Here is a 19,817-nt window from a genome sequence, read left to right as displayed (position 1 = left end):
TTTTTGCAAATGCCAACATCATTGAAAACCCTTTCACTGTCAAGAAATATTCTTTCAGCACTGGCCGGTCTGCAAGGGTTTTCAGGTAATTTATTGGTTAAGTTGTAGTAAGTTTACACCTGAAAGCGTTTGCGAAACCCTTGAAAACATTTTCAAGTTGTTTCTTTGGATTGATGTGATTTGTGATCTTTGTGGCGATCTGGCAAATGCTATGGAACTTTTGCGCAAAACAGCGAAAGACAAAACGTGACCGACTTCAAGGAGTGCTAACCCTTCCCCTCCCTATAATCGTCCTCAGTTAACGGATACAAGCACTTACAAAACAAGCACCGTTAACTCTTACTGATCGGGTAAGGGATAATTAATCGAAAGGAAAAGGATTAGGATTATGAAATTAAAAGCACTGGCGCTGGCAGTGGCTGCAGCGACTGTTTCTACCTCCGCTATGAGCGTAGAGTTTAATGGTTATTTCCGTGCAGGTTTTGGTAACACTGTAGGCGGTGGCAGCCAACTTTGTTACGGTCATGGTGGTCCAGACTCTCACGTAGTGGGTCGTTTGGCTGATGAGTGTGACACCTACGCTGAAATTTCTTTGAGCCAAAACGTAGTAGAACGCTCCAATGGCGAGCGCTTCTCTATCCATACTTTGGTTGCTTACGGTACTCACGAAGCGCCTGGTAACTATGTTGATGGTCGTGGCAACTCTTGGCAAGGTATTTCAGGAGAGGGCGGTGGCTCTCTAGAAAACGGTCCTTGGGGCGGAGCTCGCTTGGCATTCCGCGAAGCTTATGCCAAATACCGCATGGCAGGTGGTTCTGAGCTGTGGGCTGGTAACCGTTACTACGGTCGTAAGGACATCCATATCAATGACTGGTACTACGTAAATGGCTCTGGCTATGGTATCGGTCTGGACAATATCACTATCGGCAACGGTGCACTGGCGTTTGCTGTGCGTAATGCGAAGTGGAATGATGAGTTTGGCGGTGCAGATGCACTTGAAGCTTTCACTGCTACTCCAATTTTTGATCTGCGCTGGAATGGCGTAAATGTAGGCATGGGTTCTTTGGATCTGATTGCTAACATTGGCTTCGTGTACGCAAGTGATGCTCAAGAGGCCTCTGAGGTCGATTATAACGACAAAACCGGTGTTGCTCTGACCGCTGAGTGGACTGTTGGTTTGTCAGGTGGTTTCAACAAGTTGGTTGCTCAGTACTCTACTGAAGGCTTCGCTTGGGCAGGTTACGGCATGAACAACCACTTAGGTGATGGTTACAATGCTGAAGCTGCTCAAATTGGCCGTAAGTCTTGGCGTATTATGGACCACGGTCTTTACAAGTTTAACCGTAACGTGGATATGAGCTGGAACGTTTGGTACTCACAGCTTCATGAAGACGAAGGCGACACTGGCAAACGTTATGGCTTTACTGTACGCCCACGTTACCTGTGGAACAATACTATGAGCACTAGCTTGGAAGTGGGTTACTACAGCAACGAAGATGGTTGGGCTCCTGAGCGCTCAGATCTGACTAAGATTGCGGTATCGCAAAACTGGTCTCCACTGCAAGAAAAAGGCGGCTTCTGGGCACGTCCTGAGATTCGAGTATTCTTGGCACACTACATGGGTGATGACGAGACCCAGCGTTACTGGAGCGATGATAACCCAGAGTGGGGTAGCTGGGGTACTGGTACCATTAAAGACCGCGACACTATGATCGGTGCTCAAGTGGAAGCTTGGTGGTAAAACTTGAAAGAAGTTAGCTAAATTTAGCTGCTAGAAAAGACCCCCAAAAAGTATTAACTTGGGGGTCTTTGTGTTTTAGGGAGAAAATAGTGATTCGGAAACTAATCATGCTACTGGTGCCTTTGACATGTGTGGCCGCATGTTCAGGTACTAACCAATCAGAGATCTTTAGTCTCTCAAGTGATACACGAGATTTATATGTATCCCCATCTAAAGCTTCAGGTGTGCTAGATAGCTCCGCTGAGTGTTGTCAGTATTTGTCTGAAATCTCATACACTACGGTTGATTACAACCAGATTGTGGAAGTGGATTTAGATAGTGCTCAGCAAGCGTTTCCGTTTACTACTGGAAAGAGTTTCCTGGCTGCCTATGAATTGCCAAAAATCAATCAAAATTTGCCGGTTACTATCAATAGCCTGATTGGTGATACATTGTTTGCGCCGACAATCGCTTTGCTTAATGAAGATTTTCAAGTGACGCGCGTTATTACTTATTCGTCATTTAACTATGTGGAGGCGGAATATTTTCGGCCAAACATGATGCAAATGACGTTTTTAGTTAAACGTGCGGCGGCTTTGGAGAATGAAAAAGAGGCCTATATGCTGGTCTACAGCACTGAAAGTGACAGAGCTGGCTCCACGCAAATTGTGCACCCCCTACGCACTTACGCTAAGGCGCAAAACAAAGCAGACCCAGGGGTTGCTGACCCATTCATCCCACATAGTGCCTTAGGCCAACTAGAGGTGAGGTTTAATGATGCAAACGAGAACGGTGTATTCAGTGATACACCATTAGTGGGTGGTTCCAGTACATCGAAAGTGTCCTTGGAAGTGTCGGAGCAGCAAATTGCTCCCGAGGAGCCCGAGGTGAAGGCTCTGAAGGCAAGTGAAGTAACTAGCTTTGATAGGGACACTGCCGGGGTTGGAGCAAAGAAAGCTACTTCGGTTAGCCAAGAGCGTTTGTCTGAAGCCGAAAGCTTCTACAATCAGCTGATTAAGCGCTATGTTGCCGAAGGTGATATTGGCAAAGCCTTGACCTTGGTTGAAGAGGCAGAAGCGATTGGCTCAAAAACCGCGCGAGAGACCTTTGTCGAGGCGGTAAAGAGTAATTAATCGTTGAGATAGATCATCAAGAAGGGCCGGCACAAACTGCTGGCCTTTTTTGATTTGGCACAATTGATTTTGCATAGTCGTGAAACTTGTTTCATGGCGGTGCTTGTAGGTGGGGGGCCGCCGACAAGTTTTGGTTGTTCCACTAGCCAAGCTAGCAGCAAAATTCTAGCTTGGGGAGTTAGTTTTTATTTAGTTAGGGAGATTGTAGTGAGTCGCAAATGGTTATGGATTGTGCTGGTTCCAGCGATTATTTCAGGATGTTCTTCAAAGCAAAATCAGCAGATACTCAGTTCCGTTCCCGGCGGTACCGAGCTGTTTGGGTTCCGAGTTCAAGATGAAAAGGCTTTGGCTGAGTCTGTTCCGTGTTGCACCTCGCTATCAGAGATAAATTACCTGGCTACGCCCGAGAGTTATTTTTTCAAAGAGTCGGTAAGCAGTGGCAATCAGAGTTTCGAGTTTGCATCGGGCAAGAGCTTTTTATTGGCTTACGAGATCCCACAAGGCAGCACAGACCTGCCAGTGACGGTAACCAGTGAAATCAAGCAATCGGTGTTTGTGCCAAAAGTCGCCATGCTTAATGAAAATTTCGAAGTAACACGTGTGGTACCTGGTGAGAACTTCGACTACCTCGAGAAGACGCAATATCAGCCACACAGGTTATTGGCCAGCTTCAATCTGCGTCGAACCGGTTCGCCTGAAACCAATGAGAAGTACCTGCTTGTCTACACCACCGATGAGCTAGTCGCAGGTACCAGCAATGTTTCTCACGTGGCAACGCTCGAGTCGCGCTCGACCTCTGGGATGAACACCACGGGTTTGAAAGACCCGATTATCCCCCATGCCACACAAGGTGTGGTCGGTGTGCACTTTGGCCGAGGCGGACGAGCACTGGATGACAGCAAGGTGATTGTTGCGAATACCAGCGAGTTGGTGGATCCAAGCCGTCCAGTGCTAGTGGCCGCTCCCGTTGCTGCTGAGACGGTTGCGCCTGCGACCAAGCCTGCAGCTGAGCCTGCCGCGGCTACACAAACGACTAGCCCTAAAGCTAAGTCTACTGTTGCGACTGGCTCGATGTTGGAAGAGACCGAGGCCTTCTATAACCAGCTCATTCAGAAGTATGTGGCTCAGGGCGATCTGAATCGTGCGCTGACCTTGGTTGAAGAAGCCGAGGCGGCGGGTTCGGCCTCTGCGCGGAGCACCTTTATTAAAGCGTACTCAAACTACTAAACGCTTTATGTTTCTAAAAAAGGCCGGCTAGCAATAGCTGGCCTTTTGTGTATCTGACGTAGCGTAAATCAACATTGTAATACGCAAATGCAGCTATGTAGCGCGCCTGTTTAGAGGTGTTACAAAGCGTTACGAAATGAGAGGTTTAACTTGTCCTAGCTCGCATTTTTTTGACATTTATCGCCGTAAACTAGCGGCGAATATCTACAGAGGGTGGCTGGATATTACAAAAACAATCAAGCCGCCCTTTTTGGTCTAGGCTGTAAGCCAAAGACTTTCTAGATTGGACGTCCCTTTAGGAGCTCACTATGTCAAACAAACTGTTTGCCAACGCACAAAAAGTTGGTAAAGCACTAATGCTACCAGTATCGGTTATGCCGGTTGCTGGTATTTTGCTAGGGGTCGGTGCTGCCGGCTTCTCATGGATGCCAGAGATTATCTCTGCACTAATGGTTGAAGCCGGTATGGCGGTATTCGGTCAGATGGCGCTACTGTTCGCTGTAGGTGTTGCACTTGGCTTCACTAACAACGATGGTGTAGCGGCACTGGCTGCGATCGTAGGCTTCGGTGTTGTACAAGGTACCCTGAGCGTAATGGCGGGTGTGATGGGCGTTGAAGCCATCGACACCGGTGTTCTTGGCGGTATCCTGGCCGGTGGTGTAGCTGCCTGGACCTTTAACCGCTTCTTCCGCATCCAGCTGCCTGCTTACTTGGGCTTCTTCGCTGGTAAGCGTTCAGTGCCAATTATCACTGCCTTCCTGAGCATCTTCCTGGGTATTATCCTGTCGTTCATCTGGCCACCAATTGGTTCAGTAATCGATAGCTTCTCTCACTGGGCCGCGGTACAAAGCCCACAGGTTGCTTTCGGTATCTACGGCGTGGTTGAGCGTGCACTGATTCCATTCGGTCTGCACCACATCTGGAACGTTCCATTCTTCTACCAAGCTGGTGAGTGTTTGAACGCTGCTGGTGAAGTACGTAACGGTATCCTACAGTGCTACATCGAATCTGATGCGGCTTCTCGTACTGCTGAAATGCACTACTTCGGCCAGCTGGCTGGTGGTTACATGTTCAAGATGTACGGTCTGCCTGCTGCTGCTGTTGCTATCTGGCACTCTGCTAAACCTGAGAACCGCGCCAAGATCGGTGGTGTGATGATCTCTGCTGCACTGACTTCATTCCTGACTGGTATCACCGAACCCATCGAGTTCGCATTCCTGTTCGCAGCACCAGTACTGTACGTAATCCACGCTCTGCTAGCGGGTACTGCTTTCGTAGTAACCAACACCCTGGGCATGGTACACGGTACTTCGTTCTCACACGGTCTGATTGACTTCATCGTTCTGTCTGCCAACTCACAGAAGATCTTCCTGTTCCCTGTAATTGGTCTGATTTACGCTGCAATCTACTACTCAGTGTTCCGCTTCGTAATCGCTAAGTTTGACCTGAAGACTCCAGGTCGTGAAGATGAAGAAGAAGAGACTGCACAAGTTCAAGGCGACGAGATGAGCAAGTCTCTGGTTGAAGCCTTTGGCGGTCGCGAAAACATCGTTAGCCTGGACGCTTGTATTACTCGTCTGCGCATCCAAGTTAAAGCGGTTGACGCAGTAGACCAAGCTAAGCTTAAGTCTCTGGGCGCAGCGGGTGTTGTGGTAGCTGGCCAAGGTGTACAAGCTATCTTCGGTACCAAGTCTGACAACCTGAAGACTGATATGGAAAACTTCCTGAAAACTAACTAAGTGGTTTTCATGAGTTGATGAGGAGGCCTAAGGCCTCCTTTTTTTATGCCTGAAGCCTGCCAAGGACTGTGATCGTGGCAGACTAATTGGTAAATATATCTGGCAGTTTATGCCACAAAATGTTGATATTGGTTAACCACTAATGGAGAGCAAAAAGATACCAAGGGAGTAGTTGTGGAACATTCGAAGTTAATCGTGGCCATGTTTTCATTAGGGCTGGCAGCCTGTTCTTCATCGGTGGAGGATTTAAGGGTATTCGATCTGGACAAGGCGTTGGCGCCATTCAGCAACGAAGTTGACGAAGCGCGCGATAATCTGAGCAGTGCTAGCTTGTGCTGTTGGTCGCTATCTGAGCTTGAGTACACGCCACTTGAGGAAAAATCCCGGGTACGCCAAGCGCTCGACGAAGACACCCAAGTGTTCCCATTTGTATCTGGTGACAGCTATACGCTGGGTTATCAGTTACCCAAGGCCAGTGCGCCTTACCTGCTGGCGATTGATAGCGTTGCAACCGACGGCGTGTTAGCGCCCACCGTCGCCATCTTAGATGCCAACCACCAAGTTATTCGCCAGATCCCTTTTAGCAGCTTCCGCTATGCCATCGCAGAAAAGAAACGCGATCCTAACCGTTATCGTGCTGTTATCCAGCTCGACCCCTCACTGGGAGATAGCTACCTGTTGGTGTACTCAACTGCCAACGATATGCAGGGCTCGGTGACCATGGTGCATCCACGTCGCATCGAAGATATCAACAATGGCCGCAACGACCCCATGATGAACGATGTAGAGTTGCCGCACAGCGCGTTAGGCGCACTCGAGTTGTATGTGAATCCAACGGTAAGAGACGGAGTTATCGAGCAAAAGCCCTTGTTTGGCGAACGTAGCCAGAAGGTAGCAACGGCCGTTGACTACCAAGGCAAGAGTATCGTTGCTGACAAGCAAGCGCGTGAGCGACGCCAGGCTGTGGTTGAGCAGCCTAAAACCACCACGGCTGCCGAGATTGGTAGCGACAATAGTGCGTTGAGCGCAGAACCTGCCACCGTGGGGGTTGCCAGCGATACGCCAGATACCAAGCGGCGCATGCTGGAGCAGACAGAGTCGATGTACAACCAGTTGATCAGAGAGTCTATTCAGTCGGGCCAGATCGATACCGCGCTATCGCTGGTGGATGAGGCTGAAACTCTCGGCTCCAAGAGTGCTCGCAAAACCTTCTTTGATACCTTGAAAACCTACCAACCGTAGCATCACTCCGCTTGCTAAGCAGGGCAGTAAACACGGCCCTGCTTACCTTTCTACAAAATGCTATTCAAATAGCGTCAAAGCGCTGCTCATACCACCTCAAAACGCTGTTCATACTACCTCAAAGCGCTGCGCGAGGGTCTCTTGCTTCTGCGCCAGGCCGCTAAGTTGGCCACTGACTTCGAGTACTTGGCCAATCTCTTGGTAGTTGCTCGCCGAGCCACTAGATATCTCATTAAGGTTAAGAGATATCGCTTGTGAGGTTTGCCGCTGTTCGGTGGCGGCAACCGAGATCTGGGTGCCGAGCTCGGCGATCTCTTCCATCAATAGTTGAATTTGCTGTTGGCTTTGTTCGGTTTCATCGGACATGCGTACGCACTGGGTCATCTCCTGATGGCACTCGCCCATTTGGTGGGTAGCGCTTTTAATGCTCTGTTGCAGTGCCTCGATCATCTCTTGGATCTTACCGGTTGAGCTGCGGGTCTTCTGCGCTAAGCTGCGCACCTCGTCGGAGACCACTGCAAAGCCACGGCCATGTTCGCCAGCCCGGGCCGCTTCGATGGCGGCGTTAAGCGCCAGTAAGTTGGTTTGCGAGGCAATATCTTCAATGACATCTAAGATCCCGGCAATGTCGGCGCCCAGGCTTTCCACTTGCTCAACCACACCGGTGCTCTGGCTTATTCGCTCTGCCAGTTGGTCGATTAACTGACGGTTTTGATCGGACAGCTCCAGGCCCAGTGCACTGGCTGCCTTTACCTCTTGAATTCGTTGCTGGGCATGGTCGACCGCATCGGACACCTGCACCGCTGATTGTTCCATCTCGGTCATGGCTGCTGCGACGCTCGCGGTACCTTGGCGTTCGCTGTCGAGCTTGTCGGTGACCCGCTCGGCGCTGGCCAGATTGCTCTGAGATACCTGTTTGATTTCGGCGGCGGTGGAGCTAAGTTCGCCCAATATGTGCTGCAGTTGGTCGATGACCTGGTTGATGTTGGTGCTTAACTCGCCGAACTCATCGGGTTTGGCGTAGCCAATCTTGCTACGTAAATCCCCTTGGGTGAGCTGGTGTAATACCGCTTTGATCTCCCGTAGTGGCGAGTTCACGCTGCGATAGATGCTGGCGCTGATAATAAGCACCACCAACAGCGAGACTGATAATAGTCCTACCAGCAATGCTCGACCCCGCTGATAGGTGCTTTCAGCGCGTTGGTTGGCTGCATTGGCACGCTCTCTTGCGATGTTTTGTACCTGCGCCAATCCAGCAACCAGCTCATCGATAGCACTGGTCGCCAGGGTAAGGTCGTGGCTCAGTTGCTGTTGGTGCTCAATGTACTGCAGCTGTTGCGAGAGCACTCCTTGCGGCTCCATAGTCTCTTGCAGCAGCTCTTTAATGCCATGGGCAATCGAGCCGTTGGCCATGTCTTGGACGCTGTCGACCAGGCTCACGATATCTTCGAAATCCATCTCGATGTCATCGCGTTTCTTCTGGTTGGCCAGCAGCGCTTTGCTGACCTCGCTGGGGTCGCTGGCATTGAGCGCCCGCAGAGTGTTGACCTCGACAAACGAAAGGGAGGTATCGAGGTTGGCAAGAATCGACTTGAGGAAGGTGCTCGATTCGGTGGTGAAGGCCTGCAGGTCACGCTGAATAGTGCCGGGCAACCTTTGTACGCGGATACGTTTTTTGGCGATGGCCTGTTGCAGCTCGATGCTGCTTTGGTGATTACCTTGAATGCTCGCTGCATGACTCAGAAACTGCTCAATGGCAGCCACAGAAGCGGTTCTCTGCTCTGCTGGCAGCAGTTCATCAGGAATATCTAGTAGTTGCTGGTTGAGCTGCTCAGCGAGTGGCGCCAGCTCGTCGAATAACTCGGCTTGAGCGTTGTTGCGGTTTTCAAACAGGTAGTTGTTCAGGTGTTTTTCGAGCTGCAGGGAGGTAAGGCTGGCGTCTCCTGCCAGTTCAACCATCGGGGTAAAGCGCTGGCTGATCTGCTGCACATCATCGTGCAATGAGCGATTGCTGTACATGGAGTAACCTCCAAGTAGCAACATTGAAATACCAAGAATGGCGAAGCTGGTGATGACGCGGGATACGATGCCTAGACCCAAACGCATACATGACCTCCATGTGAGTGAATGCGGTGTTACATTTCCTCAATTAAAATGAAACCGGTTACATTTTTCAGCAGGCATCCAGCCAGAGTGTGCGGAGAGTCAAAACTCTGTTGGCGGTAATTACTAAAACAGTGAGCTTAGCCTAGGTTTCAATCAGGTATTGCAGGATGGTTTGCTGAACAAAGCGGATTTTTTGCTTGTCATCGGCGCTGAACTTCAGGCCTACCTGATACTGCTCTGATTGCGGGTGGGTACGGTTCTGATTGCAGAACTGAACTGGGATAGCAATGGGCTTATTGTCGTGGGTTTGCAGCTGTAATTGCCCATCGGGAACACCGGCTTTCACTAAGTGTTCGGTGATGACCGCACAGCCTTGCAAGGAGATATCACACAACTGCACCGAGGATTGGCTATCGCTGAAAATCAGTTTGGCTTGAGCCTGTACCGGATGACGGGCATGTTCTCGCAGGCTGATGTACTGCATCTGTTTGGGGTAGCCAATCACCAACCAGCGGCCCACCACGCTCATCATCTTGGTGATGGCATCGCGATACGCAAAGATCGGGCCGTCGGGGTCGAGCGGGTTCATCACCCGTATCACCACGGTTTGGCCTTCACGCAGCAACTCTTTGGCGGCCTTCCAGTTATGATCGCTGCCTTGGCTGAGCAATATGCACATGTTGGGATCGATACCGACCAAACGACTGCGCAGGCGAATTGGTGTGGTGGCCGTGGGAATTTGGATCTGCACTTCAGAGTTGCAGGGCAGGGCGTCAAAGCGTTTTTTGAGTTCCGGACTGAGCAAATCCACAGGTTAATCCTTTAACTGTTGTGTGAGGTTCGGGGCGCATCCCGCGCCCCACCATTACACTACACCTTGAAGTGTTTCACCAGCTGGTCTTGGGTTTGCGCCAGCTCGCCCATCTCCTCACTGGTGTGTGCCACCACCTCAATGCTGTGGTAGTTCTCATCGCTAATATTGGAGATACGGTTAAGGTTGCTGGAGATCTCTGCGCCAGTCGCTTGCTGCTGCTCGGCGGCGGCAGCAATCTGGCTGCTCATGTCAGAGATCTGAGTGATAATCCCCTGGATCTCCTCCATCGCGCCGTTGGCATCTGAGGTTTGCGCAATACTCGATTGCATCTCATTGGAGCACTGGGCCATCACCTCTACCGCGCGCTTGGCACTCTTCTGAAGATTCTCGATCATGGTCTGGATCTCAGAGGTTGAATCGGTGGTTTTCTGAGCCAACACCCTTACCTCATCAGCCACTACCGCGAAGCCTCGGCCTTGCTCGCCGGCACGGGCGGCTTCGATGGCGGCGTTAAGCGCCAGCAGGTTAGTTTGATCGGCTATACCACGGATCACATCGAGAATCGACCCGATGTTGTTACTCATATCGCCCACTTCGCCGATGACCTCACTGCTGTGCGCCAAACGGTCGGACAGTTGATGAGTGGTGGTGATATTGTCGCTCATGATTTTACGGCCTGAACTGGAGGCATGCTCCACTTCCATCACCTTGTCCAAGGTGACATTGGCGCTAGAGGCGACTTCGCGTACCGACTGCTCCATCTCGGTCATGGCGGCTGCCACTGAGGCGGTCTCCTGACGCTGATTGTCCAACTCGCTGCGCGCCTCGTTGAGGGTTTGCGAGTTGGAGCGCGACACATTGGCCAAGCTCTCGGCACCATCGAGGATGTCGTGCAGTAGCTTGCGCATCTGGCTGACCATCTGGTTGGCGGAGCTAGCCAGCTGACCGAACTCGTTGTTGCTGGTGTAGTCAATCTCACGAGTTAAATCGCCTTCGGCGGCCGCGCCAAAGTTATCCATCAGCAAACGCAGTGGGCGCTTGATGCCCTGAGCCACACTCCAGGCGATGGCAATGGTCACTGGTACCGCAATCAGCATGGCGATAATCGCCTGCCAGCGGGTGGCGCTGATACGTTGATGAGCCTCGGCAGCGGCATCAGCGGCGATCTGGTTGGCGATGCGGTTGATCTCGTTAAGCTGTTCGACCGCGTCACTGATTAGCACGGCTACCTCGGCGGTGCGTTGCTCGATGGTCTCGCGCTGGGTGACCAGCTCAAGGTGTCGAGCCAGTGCGCCGGTGTCGGCAGTGGTATCTCGCACAAACTGGTCGATCTGGTGGCCGATGTCGTTGCGCAGCTCTGGGATCTCATCTTCCAGATTACTGGTGGCCTCTTCAAAGGTCTTGAGCAGGTTCTTGTTGCGGGCGAGGGACTTGGCGATGTTTTCAGAATCATCGCGACTTAGCCCGTCCATGGTGTTCAGCTCGATGGTCGCCATGGCATTGAGAAAGCTCTCGCTGGCCCAGCGGATGTAATCATCATCGAGCAGAATCACTTTATCAGACAGATTTTTCTTCAGCTGTGGCAGCATAATCTGCAGTTGACTCGCGCTGCGCCGCACCTGAGTAACCTGCTCGCGGTAGCTGACGTTGTCGCGCATCACCTGCATCGCCACTTGAAAGTAGTCACTTTCAAGTTGATTGAGCGCTTCAATCCGCTGACGCAGCTCTGGATAAGGCTGGGTGCTTTGCAGCAGGCTGCCAATCTGTTGAACAAAGTCGAGCTGGCTTTGCTCGAAGTTGTCTTGGCTGGATTGAATGCTTTCTGGATTAACGCTAGTAAGCGCATCTTTGAAGTGCTTATCGGCGGTGAGTAGGTCAACCGCGAACTGACTGCTTTCCAACACCAAGGGGTTGGCGTTGTTGGTTACTTCGTCGAGCTGGTTGGCGATAAGCCCGCCGGCTCGAATGTTTAACGCGCTGGCTATCAACATCATTAACACTAATAAAGCGAAGCCAATGTTTACCCGATGTACAATCGACAAATTGGCGAGCGTCTGACCTACGCCAATTGCATTATTTACAATCTTTTTCATAGCCCCTCGACTATCCCTTTCCCAAACGTAGCTTTTTTGTTTTTGTGTTTTACTGTTACCAGGCTTACTTTATTTTGTTTTTAGCCGTTACCTCGATTATGCCGAGGCTGCGTCAATTATACTATCGACAGGATCACAACAAACTTCAGCGCAGCCGCCGAACTGCTCGTAATTTAGCCGATTGAACCTTGCGAGAGACAAAGATTTTATAAATGAGTAATCACTTACTTTAAATCGCGGGCTTTTCACCGAGCTAAAGGCTGTTACCGAATAACGCATTATTGCGCGTGGCATCGTTGTGCTTTGTTGTGTTGAGGCGCGATGATGAGTCATCGACTTTTAGACTTTGGCTGATATTTTCATCGACTAAGGGGTATTTAAGTAAACTCGCGTAAAGGTGCTTTTTCCCTTGCTTAAGTTCTCGCATAATGTGGCTCCTGTTCACCCAAGAGCCTGCCATTCGTTCTGCACGGAGATTGTTGCTTGTTCTATCGCTCTACTCGTTTCAGTAATGCGCTCAAGCGCCGTGCCAAGCTGCTTAGTATTGCGCTTTGCAGCATGCTGTTAGTGGCATGTTCGGCCACCTTCTATCAGCAGCTGTTGAGTAGCTACTCCGATCAGCTGAGTTGGTCGCGCAGCTTGGTTGCGCAAGGACAGGCGAGCAAAGCTGCAGCGGCTTTCAAGGCCGGTGACTCTGGTACGGCTCAGTATTTGCGCTTGCTTGAACAAGGGCGCTTGGAGTATCTAAGCCCAGATAGCGAGCAGAGCCTGGCAAGCTTTAGCCAAGTCGATCAGCAGCTTCGCTGGCTAAGTACCCAGCCTAACTATCGGGTCTCTTCTGGTCTGCAGCAGACCGCCAGTTTAATTAGCAACGATAACTTTATCGAGTACACCATTCCGCCCTATGAGCAGGCGATGCTGCACTACTATCAGGCGCAGAACTACCTTGAGCAGCAGGGCCTGTCCGGTGCGCTGGTCGAGGTGCGCCGCGCCAACAGGCTCCAGCAACAGGCGCTTTCCGAGGCGCCGCGCGATCTCGAACAAGAGTTGCGAGAGTACCGCACCCAGTATCAGGCGGTGTTGGGGGAGTACCCACAAAGCGGTCTGTCTTCGACCCTTTCCGATCCCTATCAGCTGGCCTCATCACACGCACTGGCCGGGGCTATGTTTGTGGCCGCCGGCGAGCCTAACGACGCCTATATCTCCTACCGTAAGGCTTTGTCATTGGCACCGGACAACCCCGATCTCAAAGCCGAGGTGGGGCGTTTAGGCAAACGTTTGGGGATGAGTGACGTTGAGCAATACAGCGGCGGCGCAGAGTTGGATCTTGGCGAGGGGCAGGGGCTGGTGGTGCTGATTGCCGAGCAGGGGCTGGTGCAGGCGCGCCAAGAGGTGAAGTTTACCGTGCCAATCCCCGACGGCCGCCATTGGCGCTATTACTCGGTGGCCCTGCCGGTGATGACCGGGGTGCGCAGCGCCGACAACTTGGCCTTCCAACTTGGTGACAAGCATTATGTGGCTGCGCCGATGACCAATTTCAGCGCAGTGGCTCAGCGGCAGCTACAGGAAGACCTGCCCGGGTTGATACTGCGCCAGGTGCTACGCTTAGCCACTAAGGATGGCTTGACCCGTGAGGTTGAGAAGTCGACCAAGGAAGAGGAGTTGGCGGGTGCTCTGATGAACATCTACAACATCGTCTCTGAGCGGGCAGATACCCGACACTGGCAGACCTTACCTGCGCAGGATAATATCGCCATCAAGGCCATCGACAGCGGTAGTCACCGCTTTTCTGTGCCGGGCTGGATGAACTCGGAATCGACCATTAACGTGAGTGCGGGCAGAGTCACACTGGTATTTGCCGGTGAGTATACTGTCACGCGCAGTTTTCAACTGTAGGAGGCGCTTATGCGTAGCTTTTTGCTTTCAATGCTGATCGTGCTGGTGGCCGGGTGTTCCACCAATACCTCTGGGATATCGGCAAACTCTGAAGCCCGCGATAATAATCAGTGGCTGATTGTCGATAACTTTGGACTGGGTCGCCGCCTGACCATTTTAAACGCGCGCACCGTGGAAGAGGGCGATCGCCTGCGTGGCTTTGCCACCGTGAAGTCTACCGCCTCGAGTACCCAGAAGCTGCAGTACCGCTTCTATTGGTTCGATGAGCAAGGCGTGCAGTTAGATCTGGCGAACACCCCATGGCATCCTCTGGCGCTGCATGGGCATCAAGAAATTCAAGTACAATCGGTCGCGCTCGACACCCGGGCCGACTCGTTCAAAGTCTATATACGCGAAGTAAAAAACTAGGAGTAGTGTATGAACAAATTGGTATGTGCCACCGCGTTGGCAGCAAGTCTGGCGCTGCTCGGCGGGTGTTCTAGCAAGGTAAGCTACGGCGACCCGCAGGAAGTGGAAACCATCAACACCGAGTTCGGCTCCACCGATCTGCAAACCATTGCTGCGCAGATGACCGATTCGCTGATCGCATCGCCACTGCTCGATGAGATCACCGCCTCTGGCCGTCCGATCGTGTTTGTCGAGCGCATCAAGAACAAGACCACCGAGCATATCGATACCGAATCGGTCACCGATTCGATCTCGACCCGTATGCTGCAATCGGGCAAGTTCCGCTTTGTGGACATGAGCCGAGTTGAGTCGGTTCGCGATCAGCTGAACTTCCAAAACGACGATGAGTTGGTCGACCCGAGTAAAGCCATCGCCTTTGGTCAGATGGTCGGTGCCGAGTACATGCTCTACGGAAACCTGTCGAGCATCGTTAAGCAAGACAAGAAGGTGACCGATGTGTACTACAAGATGACCATGCGCTTGATGGATCTGCAAACTGGTATCGTCGAATGGGCGGACGAGACCGAAATCCGCAAACAGCAAAGCAAAAAAACGTTAGGGTGGTAGACGATGGGGCAGTTGTTTATCGATCTTCAGGGGACCGAGCTTGACGCCGAAGAGCGAGAGCTACTGCAACATCCCACGGTGGCCGGGGTTATCCTGTTCACCCGCAACTATCAGCAACGGGACCAGCTTATGGAGTTGGTCCGTCAAGTTCGGGCAGCGGCCAGCCGGCCGCTGCTAATTAGCGTTGACCATGAAGGTGGCCGGGTGCAGCGTTTTCGCGAGCAGTTCTCGGCGATCCCCGCGATGGGGATGGTGGCCGAGCAAGCGCGCCTGCTTAAGCTAGAAGCCAATGACTGGGCCGCTCAGCTCGGTTGGCTAATGGCTGCGGAGCTGCGCGCCTGCGATATCGATTTAAGCTTTGCGCCGGTGCTCGATCTAGACCGCGGCAGTGATGTGATTGGCAGTCGAGCCTTCTCCAGTGACCCTGATGAGGTAAGTGAGCTGGCCAGCGGCTTTATCGACGGTATGCGAGTGGCGGGCATGAAAGCCACCGGTAAGCACTTTCCCGGCCATGGCTCGGTGGTGGCTGATACCCACTTCCATCAGGCTGATGACCCCCGGCCACTTAGCGAAATTCAAATGTCTGATATGCAGCCTTTTGCGCAGCTTATCCGCCAGCGTAAGCTGGACGCAGTAATGCCGGCCCATGTAGTCTATTCATCGGTGGACGCTAACTCGGCGGGTTTCTCTCCATTGTGGCTGCAGCAGGTACTGCGCCAGCAACTTAGCTTTGATGGGCTGATCTTCAGTGATGATCTCAGTATGCAAGGCGCTTCGACCGCAGGCGACTGTTTGCAACGTGCCCAACAAGCCCTTGAAGCCGGTTGTCAGTTGTTGCTCGCTTGTAACGATCGAGCGGCTACAATAAGCTTGCTGGACGGCCTGCCGCAGCCAGTGCCGTCGTCTTCGAATCAGTTATTAGTTGAGACCCTGTTGGGCGGTTCTCACCCAGCCAGTTGGCGTGAGCTGGATAAACGTCAGGATTATCAGCGGATAAAACGCCAGCTTGAGGGCTTAGGACATGCTACTGTTTAATTGAGAACTGTCGTAACAATGTTGTATCAAGGAAAGAGCAATGATTATTTATCTGCATGGCTTTGATTCCACCAGCCCGGGGAACCACGAAAAGGTCTTGCAACTGCAATTTATCGATGAGGACGTACGTCCCATCAGCTACAGTACCATCCACCCCAAACACGATATGAGCCACTTGCTCAAAGAGGTGCACAAGCAACTCAGCTTCACCCCCGATGAGCCGAGCGTGATTTGTGGTGTGGGCTTGGGTGGTTACTGGAGTGAGCGCATTGGGTTTTTGTGCGGCATTCCGTCGGTGATCTTCAACCCCAACCTCAACCCCGAACAAAACATGCAAGGCCGGATCGAGCGTCCGGAAGAGTATCAAGACATTGCCACTAAGTGTGTCAGCGAGTTTCGCGAGAAAAACCGTGGCAACTGCCTGGTGGTGCTGTCGCGGGACAATGACGTCCACGATAATCAACAAACCGAAGCGGCCTTATCGCCTTACTACGAGATAGTTTGGGACGACAAGCAGGCCCATAAATTCGCCGATATCAGCGCCCATCTGCAGCGCATCAAAGCCCATCAACGGCGTCCACAAGCCTGATTTTTATGACGTAGATCAAATAACCCTGTTTGATCTACGTCAACTTTTGTATAATCACTCCCTATCTACTCAACCACCGTTTGTTGTCGCGTGAGTGTCGTTTCAGTCGGTTTAACTAAGTGCTAACTGCTCAAACTCTGGTGTTTTGCTCTGCTTCACCAGCGCATGCCGTGTGTTTAGTTAAACAAATTGGAACAACCGAAATTTTAGGGAAGCATATGACTAACATCGTTGTTGTTGGAGGCGGCGCAGGCGGACTGGAGCTGGCCACTAAGCTCGGCCGCAAGCTTGGCAAAAAGGGCAAGGCGAACATCACCTTGGTTGACCGCAACCGCACCCACCTATGGAAACCGCTGCTGCACGAGGTGGCGACCGGCTCACTGGATGCCGGGATCGACGCCTTAAGCTACCGCACCCATGCCGCCAAACAAGGCTTTGAATTTCAGCTGGGCGAGATGCAAGGCATTGACCGTGAGCAGCGCAAGCTGATGTTGGCGCCGATGATGGCAGAAGGGCAGGAGGTATTGCCCGCCAGACAGCTCGATTATGACTACTTGGTGATTGCCATTGGCTCGGTCTCTAACGACTTCAACACCCCGGGCGTTAAGCAGCACTGTATCTTCTTGGACAACCCTGAGCGGGCTGAGCTGTTCCATACCCGGATGCTTAACCGCTTCCTGCAGTTCTCGCAGAACGATGAAGCCGAGAAGGGTGGCAAGGTCAAGGTGGCGATTGTCGGCGCAGGGGCAACCGGTGTTGAGCTCTCTGCTGAACTCTACAACGCCGTCGACCAGATGCGTGCCTACGGGGTGCCGAAGGTATCGGCGCAGTGCCTGGAGGTGACGCTGGTGGAAGCTGGTCCGCGGATCTTACCTGCACTACCTGAACGGATCTCCGGCTCTGCCCATAGTGAGCTGACCAAGATGGGCGTCGATGTGCGTACCGCCACGCGCATCACCGAGGCCAATGAGCAGGGCTTGATGACCGCTGATGGCGAGCTGATTGAGGCTGACCTAATGGTATGGGCTGCAGGGATTAAGTGCCCAAGCTTTATGCAGGATCTGGCTGGGCTGGAGAGCAACCGCATCAATCAGTTGGTGGTGAAGCCGAGCCTGCAGACCAGCAACGATGAACGTATCTATGCGATTGGCGACTGCGCAGCCTGCGCCATGGGGGAAGGGTGGGTGCCACCGCGCGCCCAGTCGGCCCACCAGATGGCATCACTGGTCTATAAGAATCTGGCCAAGCAGCTACAAAACAAACCACTGCAAGACTTTCACTACCACGACCACGGCTCTTTGGTGTCGCTAAGCAACTACTCCACCGTAGGTTCGCTGATGGGCAACCTGATGCGCGGTTCAATGAAGGTAGAAGGCCAACTGGCGCGTCTTATCTATCTTTCGCTGTATCGCATGCACCATATCGCCTTACACGGCTATGTGAAGACCGGCTTGATGATCTTGGTTGGGCGTATCAACCAAGTATTACGGCCGAAGATGAAGCTTCATTAGACATCTAAAAGTGTGATTTATAGCCACATATTTGTTTGTGGCTATAAATATTCTTGTCAAATTAATTTGGCGTTTTGTCACTAGCGCGATTAAAGTAATCACTAGAAACCACGCAAGGAACGCGATTCAGTGACGAACTTCTGGCTAGTGCTCAGCGCCCTATGCCGACCCTCGGTACTCCTGCTGCTGCTTAGCTTTTCGGCTTCAGCGCAGTACGCCATCGTATCTGCCACTCCCAGCCCACCAGCCCAGCTTTCATTGACCAAGGCGAAGTTGGTGTTCTTGGGTAAATCGTCTTCCGTGAAGGGAATTGGTCGGGTACGACTTATCGATTTCCCCAGTGGTAATGCTGATCGCACGGCCTTCTACAAGGCCTTTCTCAACAAGAACGAAGCGGAGATGAACCGCATCTGGACCTCGCTGGCATTTTCCGGACGAGGCACCCCACCTGAAGAGAGCAGCAGCGAGGACTACTCAGCAATACGTGAATGGCTACAGCAAAACCCCGAAGGATTGGGCTACTTGCCCCTTGAGCATGTAGGAGACCTGAATGTCTTGCTTGAAGTTCACTAAACACGCGGTGATAGCATGCATGCTGGGGATCGCGCCGGCGGCGTCTGCTGTGGAGTTGCCCGATTGGCTAGGGGTGTCTGGCTTCGCATCCACGGGAGCTGCCAAAAGTAACTCGGAGATCCCCTACTATTACTCTCGCAACATTCAAGACGAGTGGTGTTGGGATTGCGATACCATCGTCGGCCTGCAGGCGGATATTCGCCCGAACGACTGGCTAGCCGCTTCGTTGCAAGTGGTTAAGCGTCCGGTCGATGACTTTAGCGATCCCGAGCTGGAGTGGGCCTATTTGGCATTCAAACCCACTTACAATGTGACCCTACGCGGCGGCCGCCTGCGCGCGCCAAGCTTCCTTTACTCGCAGGTGGTGTTTGTGAATCAGGCCTTCCCATGGATGCGGCTACCCGCGGAGGTGTACGACACCACCAGTGGCTTTACCCGCTATGAAGGTTTTGATGCCGATGCCACCTTTGAGCTAACCGACAGCCTGCTGCTGAAAACCCAGCTCTATTATGGCTTTAACACCAAGATTAAGAACAACGAGCGCAACAACATCTTGTGGGATGTGGATATCGATAGCATCTACGGCCTTCGCTTCGATATTGAGAGTTTCAACTGGCTGGCCTATGTGCGGGTGGATCGCTCTGATGCGCGGATCGAGTCGGTGGACAGTTTCCCTGCGCCGCCGTTTGATGCCTTCCCACCAGTTTTCCAACCGATTGTGGTGGAGTTTGAGACGACCAGCTGGGCCTATGGCGGTTATTATGACTGGGATAACTGGAGCCTGATTGGTGAGGCGACGGTTAGCGAGGAGCAGCCCTGGAACGCCTATCTCTCGCTGGTCTACCGCTACAAGAAATGGGCGCCCTATGTGACTTACGGAATGCGCTACGCTCGGGGTGAGGATGACCTTGATGATGCGCAAAGTGTCAGCCTGGGCCTGCGCTATAGCTTACGCTCCAATTTGGCGTTAATCGGTGAGTGGCACTATTTCAAGGTTGATCAGAACCGGGGAAGCTTTACGTCACCTTCTTCGCAAGGGCTTGCCGGGCGCTCTGCCAGTATCTTGTCATTCGGTATTAGCTACAGTTTCAACTTGTAGCCTAAGCTCACCACGTTTAGCTAAAC

The 19,817-nt window shown here is 52.4% G+C and carries 17 protein-coding genes; 13 read left to right on the top strand and 4 right to left on the bottom strand.

The genetic code is table 11. The features are described from left to right. Positions 1-388: 388 nt before the first annotated feature. From G462_RS21235 to G462_RS0100485, 5 genes are all read left to right on the top strand, one after another. A complete protein-coding gene (locus G462_RS21235) occupies positions 389-1,741 on the top strand; it encodes a carbohydrate porin (protein ID WP_051326418.1) in 1,353 nt (450 codons plus the stop codon). 89 nt (positions 1,742-1,830) lie between these two features. Next, positions 1,831-2,853, top strand: coding sequence for a MalM family protein (locus tag G462_RS0100500; RefSeq protein ID WP_157378518.1), 1,023 nt, complete (start codon positions 1,831-1,833; stop codon positions 2,851-2,853). Positions 2,854-3,060: 207 nt separating this feature from the next. Next, positions 3,061-4,080, top strand: coding sequence for a MalM family protein (locus G462_RS0100495; RefSeq protein ID WP_026957252.1), 1,020 nt, complete (start codon positions 3,061-3,063; stop codon positions 4,078-4,080). 308 nt (positions 4,081-4,388) lie between these two features. After that, positions 4,389-5,819 carry a PTS glucose transporter subunit IIBC gene (gene ptsG / locus G462_RS0100490; protein ID WP_026957251.1) on the top strand — a complete coding sequence of 477 codons (1,431 nt, stop codon included), beginning with the start codon at positions 4,389-4,391 and terminating at the stop codon, positions 5,817-5,819. A 174-nt stretch (positions 5,820-5,993) separates the two neighbouring features. Further along, a complete protein-coding gene (locus G462_RS0100485) occupies positions 5,994-7,061 on the top strand; it encodes a MalM family protein (RefSeq protein WP_026957250.1) in 1,068 nt (355 codons plus the stop codon). Positions 7,062-7,169: 108 nt separating this feature from the next. Here G462_RS0100485 and G462_RS0100480 read toward each other — a convergent pair whose 3' ends face one another. The 4 genes from G462_RS0100480 to G462_RS24420 all read right to left on the bottom strand — a co-directional run bounded on the left by G462_RS0100480 (position 7,170) and on the right by G462_RS24420 (position 12,501). After that, the gene (locus tag G462_RS0100480) at positions 7,170-9,167 is read right to left on the bottom strand and encodes a methyl-accepting chemotaxis protein (protein WP_026957249.1); all 1,998 of its coding nucleotides are present in this window, start codon (positions 9,165-9,167) and stop codon (positions 7,170-7,172) included. Positions 9,168-9,309: 142 nt separating this feature from the next. Further along, positions 9,310-9,978: a PilZ domain-containing protein gene (locus G462_RS0100475; protein ID WP_026957248.1), complete on the bottom strand. Its 669-nt coding sequence runs from the start codon at positions 9,976-9,978 to the stop codon at positions 9,310-9,312. A 59-nt stretch (positions 9,979-10,037) separates the two neighbouring features. Then, entirely contained in the window at positions 10,038-12,074 is a 2,037-nt protein-coding gene (locus G462_RS0100470; RefSeq protein ID WP_035476224.1) for a methyl-accepting chemotaxis protein, read from the bottom strand. A gap of 253 nt (positions 12,075-12,327) precedes the next feature. Beyond that, positions 12,328-12,501 carry a hypothetical protein gene (locus G462_RS24420; RefSeq protein WP_157378517.1) on the bottom strand — a complete coding sequence of 58 codons (174 nt, stop codon included), beginning with the start codon at positions 12,499-12,501 and terminating at the stop codon, positions 12,328-12,330. A gap of 56 nt (positions 12,502-12,557) precedes the next feature. On the opposite strand from G462_RS24420, the gene G462_RS0100460 reads away from it, so the two are divergent. From G462_RS0100460 to G462_RS23690, 8 genes are all read left to right on the top strand, one after another. Beyond that, positions 12,558-13,970 carry a COG3014 family protein gene (locus tag G462_RS0100460; protein WP_026957246.1) on the top strand — a complete coding sequence of 471 codons (1,413 nt, stop codon included), beginning with the start codon at positions 12,558-12,560 and terminating at the stop codon, positions 13,968-13,970. A 9-nt stretch (positions 13,971-13,979) separates the two neighbouring features. Continuing rightward, positions 13,980-14,378: a YcfL family putative periplasmic lipoprotein gene (locus tag G462_RS0100455; protein ID WP_026957245.1), complete on the top strand. Its 399-nt coding sequence runs from the start codon at positions 13,980-13,982 to the stop codon at positions 14,376-14,378. Between the two features lie 9 nt (positions 14,379-14,387). After that, positions 14,388-14,984 (top strand): penicillin-binding protein activator LpoB, encoded by a 597-nt coding sequence (gene lpoB, locus G462_RS0100450; RefSeq protein ID WP_026957244.1) that lies wholly within the window; start codon positions 14,388-14,390, stop codon positions 14,982-14,984. Positions 14,985-14,987: 3 nt separating this feature from the next. Beyond that, positions 14,988-16,019 (top strand): beta-N-acetylhexosaminidase, encoded by a 1,032-nt coding sequence (gene nagZ / locus G462_RS0100445; protein ID WP_026957243.1) that lies wholly within the window; start codon positions 14,988-14,990, stop codon positions 16,017-16,019. Between the two features lie 40 nt (positions 16,020-16,059). After that, entirely contained in the window at positions 16,060-16,608 is a 549-nt protein-coding gene (gene ycfP / locus G462_RS0100440) for an alpha/beta hydrolase YcfP (protein ID WP_026957242.1), read from the top strand. A 218-nt stretch (positions 16,609-16,826) separates the two neighbouring features. Continuing rightward, complete coding sequence (locus G462_RS0100435; protein WP_026957241.1) at positions 16,827-18,119, top strand: NAD(P)/FAD-dependent oxidoreductase; 1,293 nt, start codon at positions 16,827-16,829, stop codon at positions 18,117-18,119. 129 nt (positions 18,120-18,248) lie between these two features. Next, positions 18,249-18,692: a hypothetical protein gene (locus G462_RS0100430; RefSeq protein ID WP_026957240.1), complete on the top strand. Its 444-nt coding sequence runs from the start codon at positions 18,249-18,251 to the stop codon at positions 18,690-18,692. Further along, positions 18,670-19,791, top strand: a complete 1,122-nt coding sequence (locus G462_RS23690) for a hypothetical protein (RefSeq protein ID WP_051326417.1) — start codon at positions 18,670-18,672, stop codon at positions 19,789-19,791. Before G462_RS0100430 ends, G462_RS23690 begins: the two co-directional genes overlap by 23 nt. The last annotated feature ends 26 nt before the right edge of the window (positions 19,792-19,817 follow it).

This window comes from Aliagarivorans taiwanensis DSM 22990 (genome assembly GCF_000429505.1).
GTDB classification, from domain to species: domain Bacteria; phylum Pseudomonadota; class Gammaproteobacteria; order Enterobacterales; family Celerinatantimonadaceae; genus Aliagarivorans; species Aliagarivorans taiwanensis.
This window is presented reverse-complemented; position numbering and strand designations above follow the sequence as displayed.

What these genes read in the sequence shown, in the direction of transcription:
- G462_RS21235 (WP_051326418.1), top strand. Translation starts at nt 389, where the DNA reads ATGAAATTAAAAGCACTGGCGCTGGCAGTGGCTGCAGCGACTGTTTCT.
- nagZ (WP_026957243.1), top strand. Translation starts at nt 14,988, where the DNA reads ATGGGGCAGTTGTTTATCGATCTTCAGGGGACCGAGCTTGACGCCGAA.
- lpoB (WP_026957244.1), top strand. Translation starts at nt 14,388, where the DNA reads ATGAACAAATTGGTATGTGCCACCGCGTTGGCAGCAAGTCTGGCGCTG.
- G462_RS0100435 (WP_026957241.1), top strand. Translation starts at nt 16,827, where the DNA reads ATGACTAACATCGTTGTTGTTGGAGGCGGCGCAGGCGGACTGGAGCTG.
- G462_RS23690 (WP_051326417.1), top strand. Translation starts at nt 18,670, where the DNA reads ATGTCTTGCTTGAAGTTCACTAAACACGCGGTGATAGCATGCATGCTG.
- G462_RS0100480 (WP_026957249.1), bottom strand. Translation starts at nt 9,167, where the DNA reads ATGCGTTTGGGTCTAGGCATCGTATCCCGCGTCATCACCAGCTTCGCC.
- G462_RS0100455 (WP_026957245.1), top strand. Translation starts at nt 13,980, where the DNA reads ATGCGTAGCTTTTTGCTTTCAATGCTGATCGTGCTGGTGGCCGGGTGT.
- ptsG (WP_026957251.1), top strand. Translation starts at nt 4,389, where the DNA reads ATGTCAAACAAACTGTTTGCCAACGCACAAAAAGTTGGTAAAGCACTA.
- ycfP (WP_026957242.1), top strand. Translation starts at nt 16,060, where the DNA reads ATGATTATTTATCTGCATGGCTTTGATTCCACCAGCCCGGGGAACCAC.
- G462_RS0100470 (WP_035476224.1), bottom strand. Translation starts at nt 12,074, where the DNA reads ATGAAAAAGATTGTAAATAATGCAATTGGCGTAGGTCAGACGCTCGCC.
- G462_RS24420 (WP_157378517.1), bottom strand. Translation starts at nt 12,501, where the DNA reads ATGCGAGAACTTAAGCAAGGGAAAAAGCACCTTTACGCGAGTTTACTT.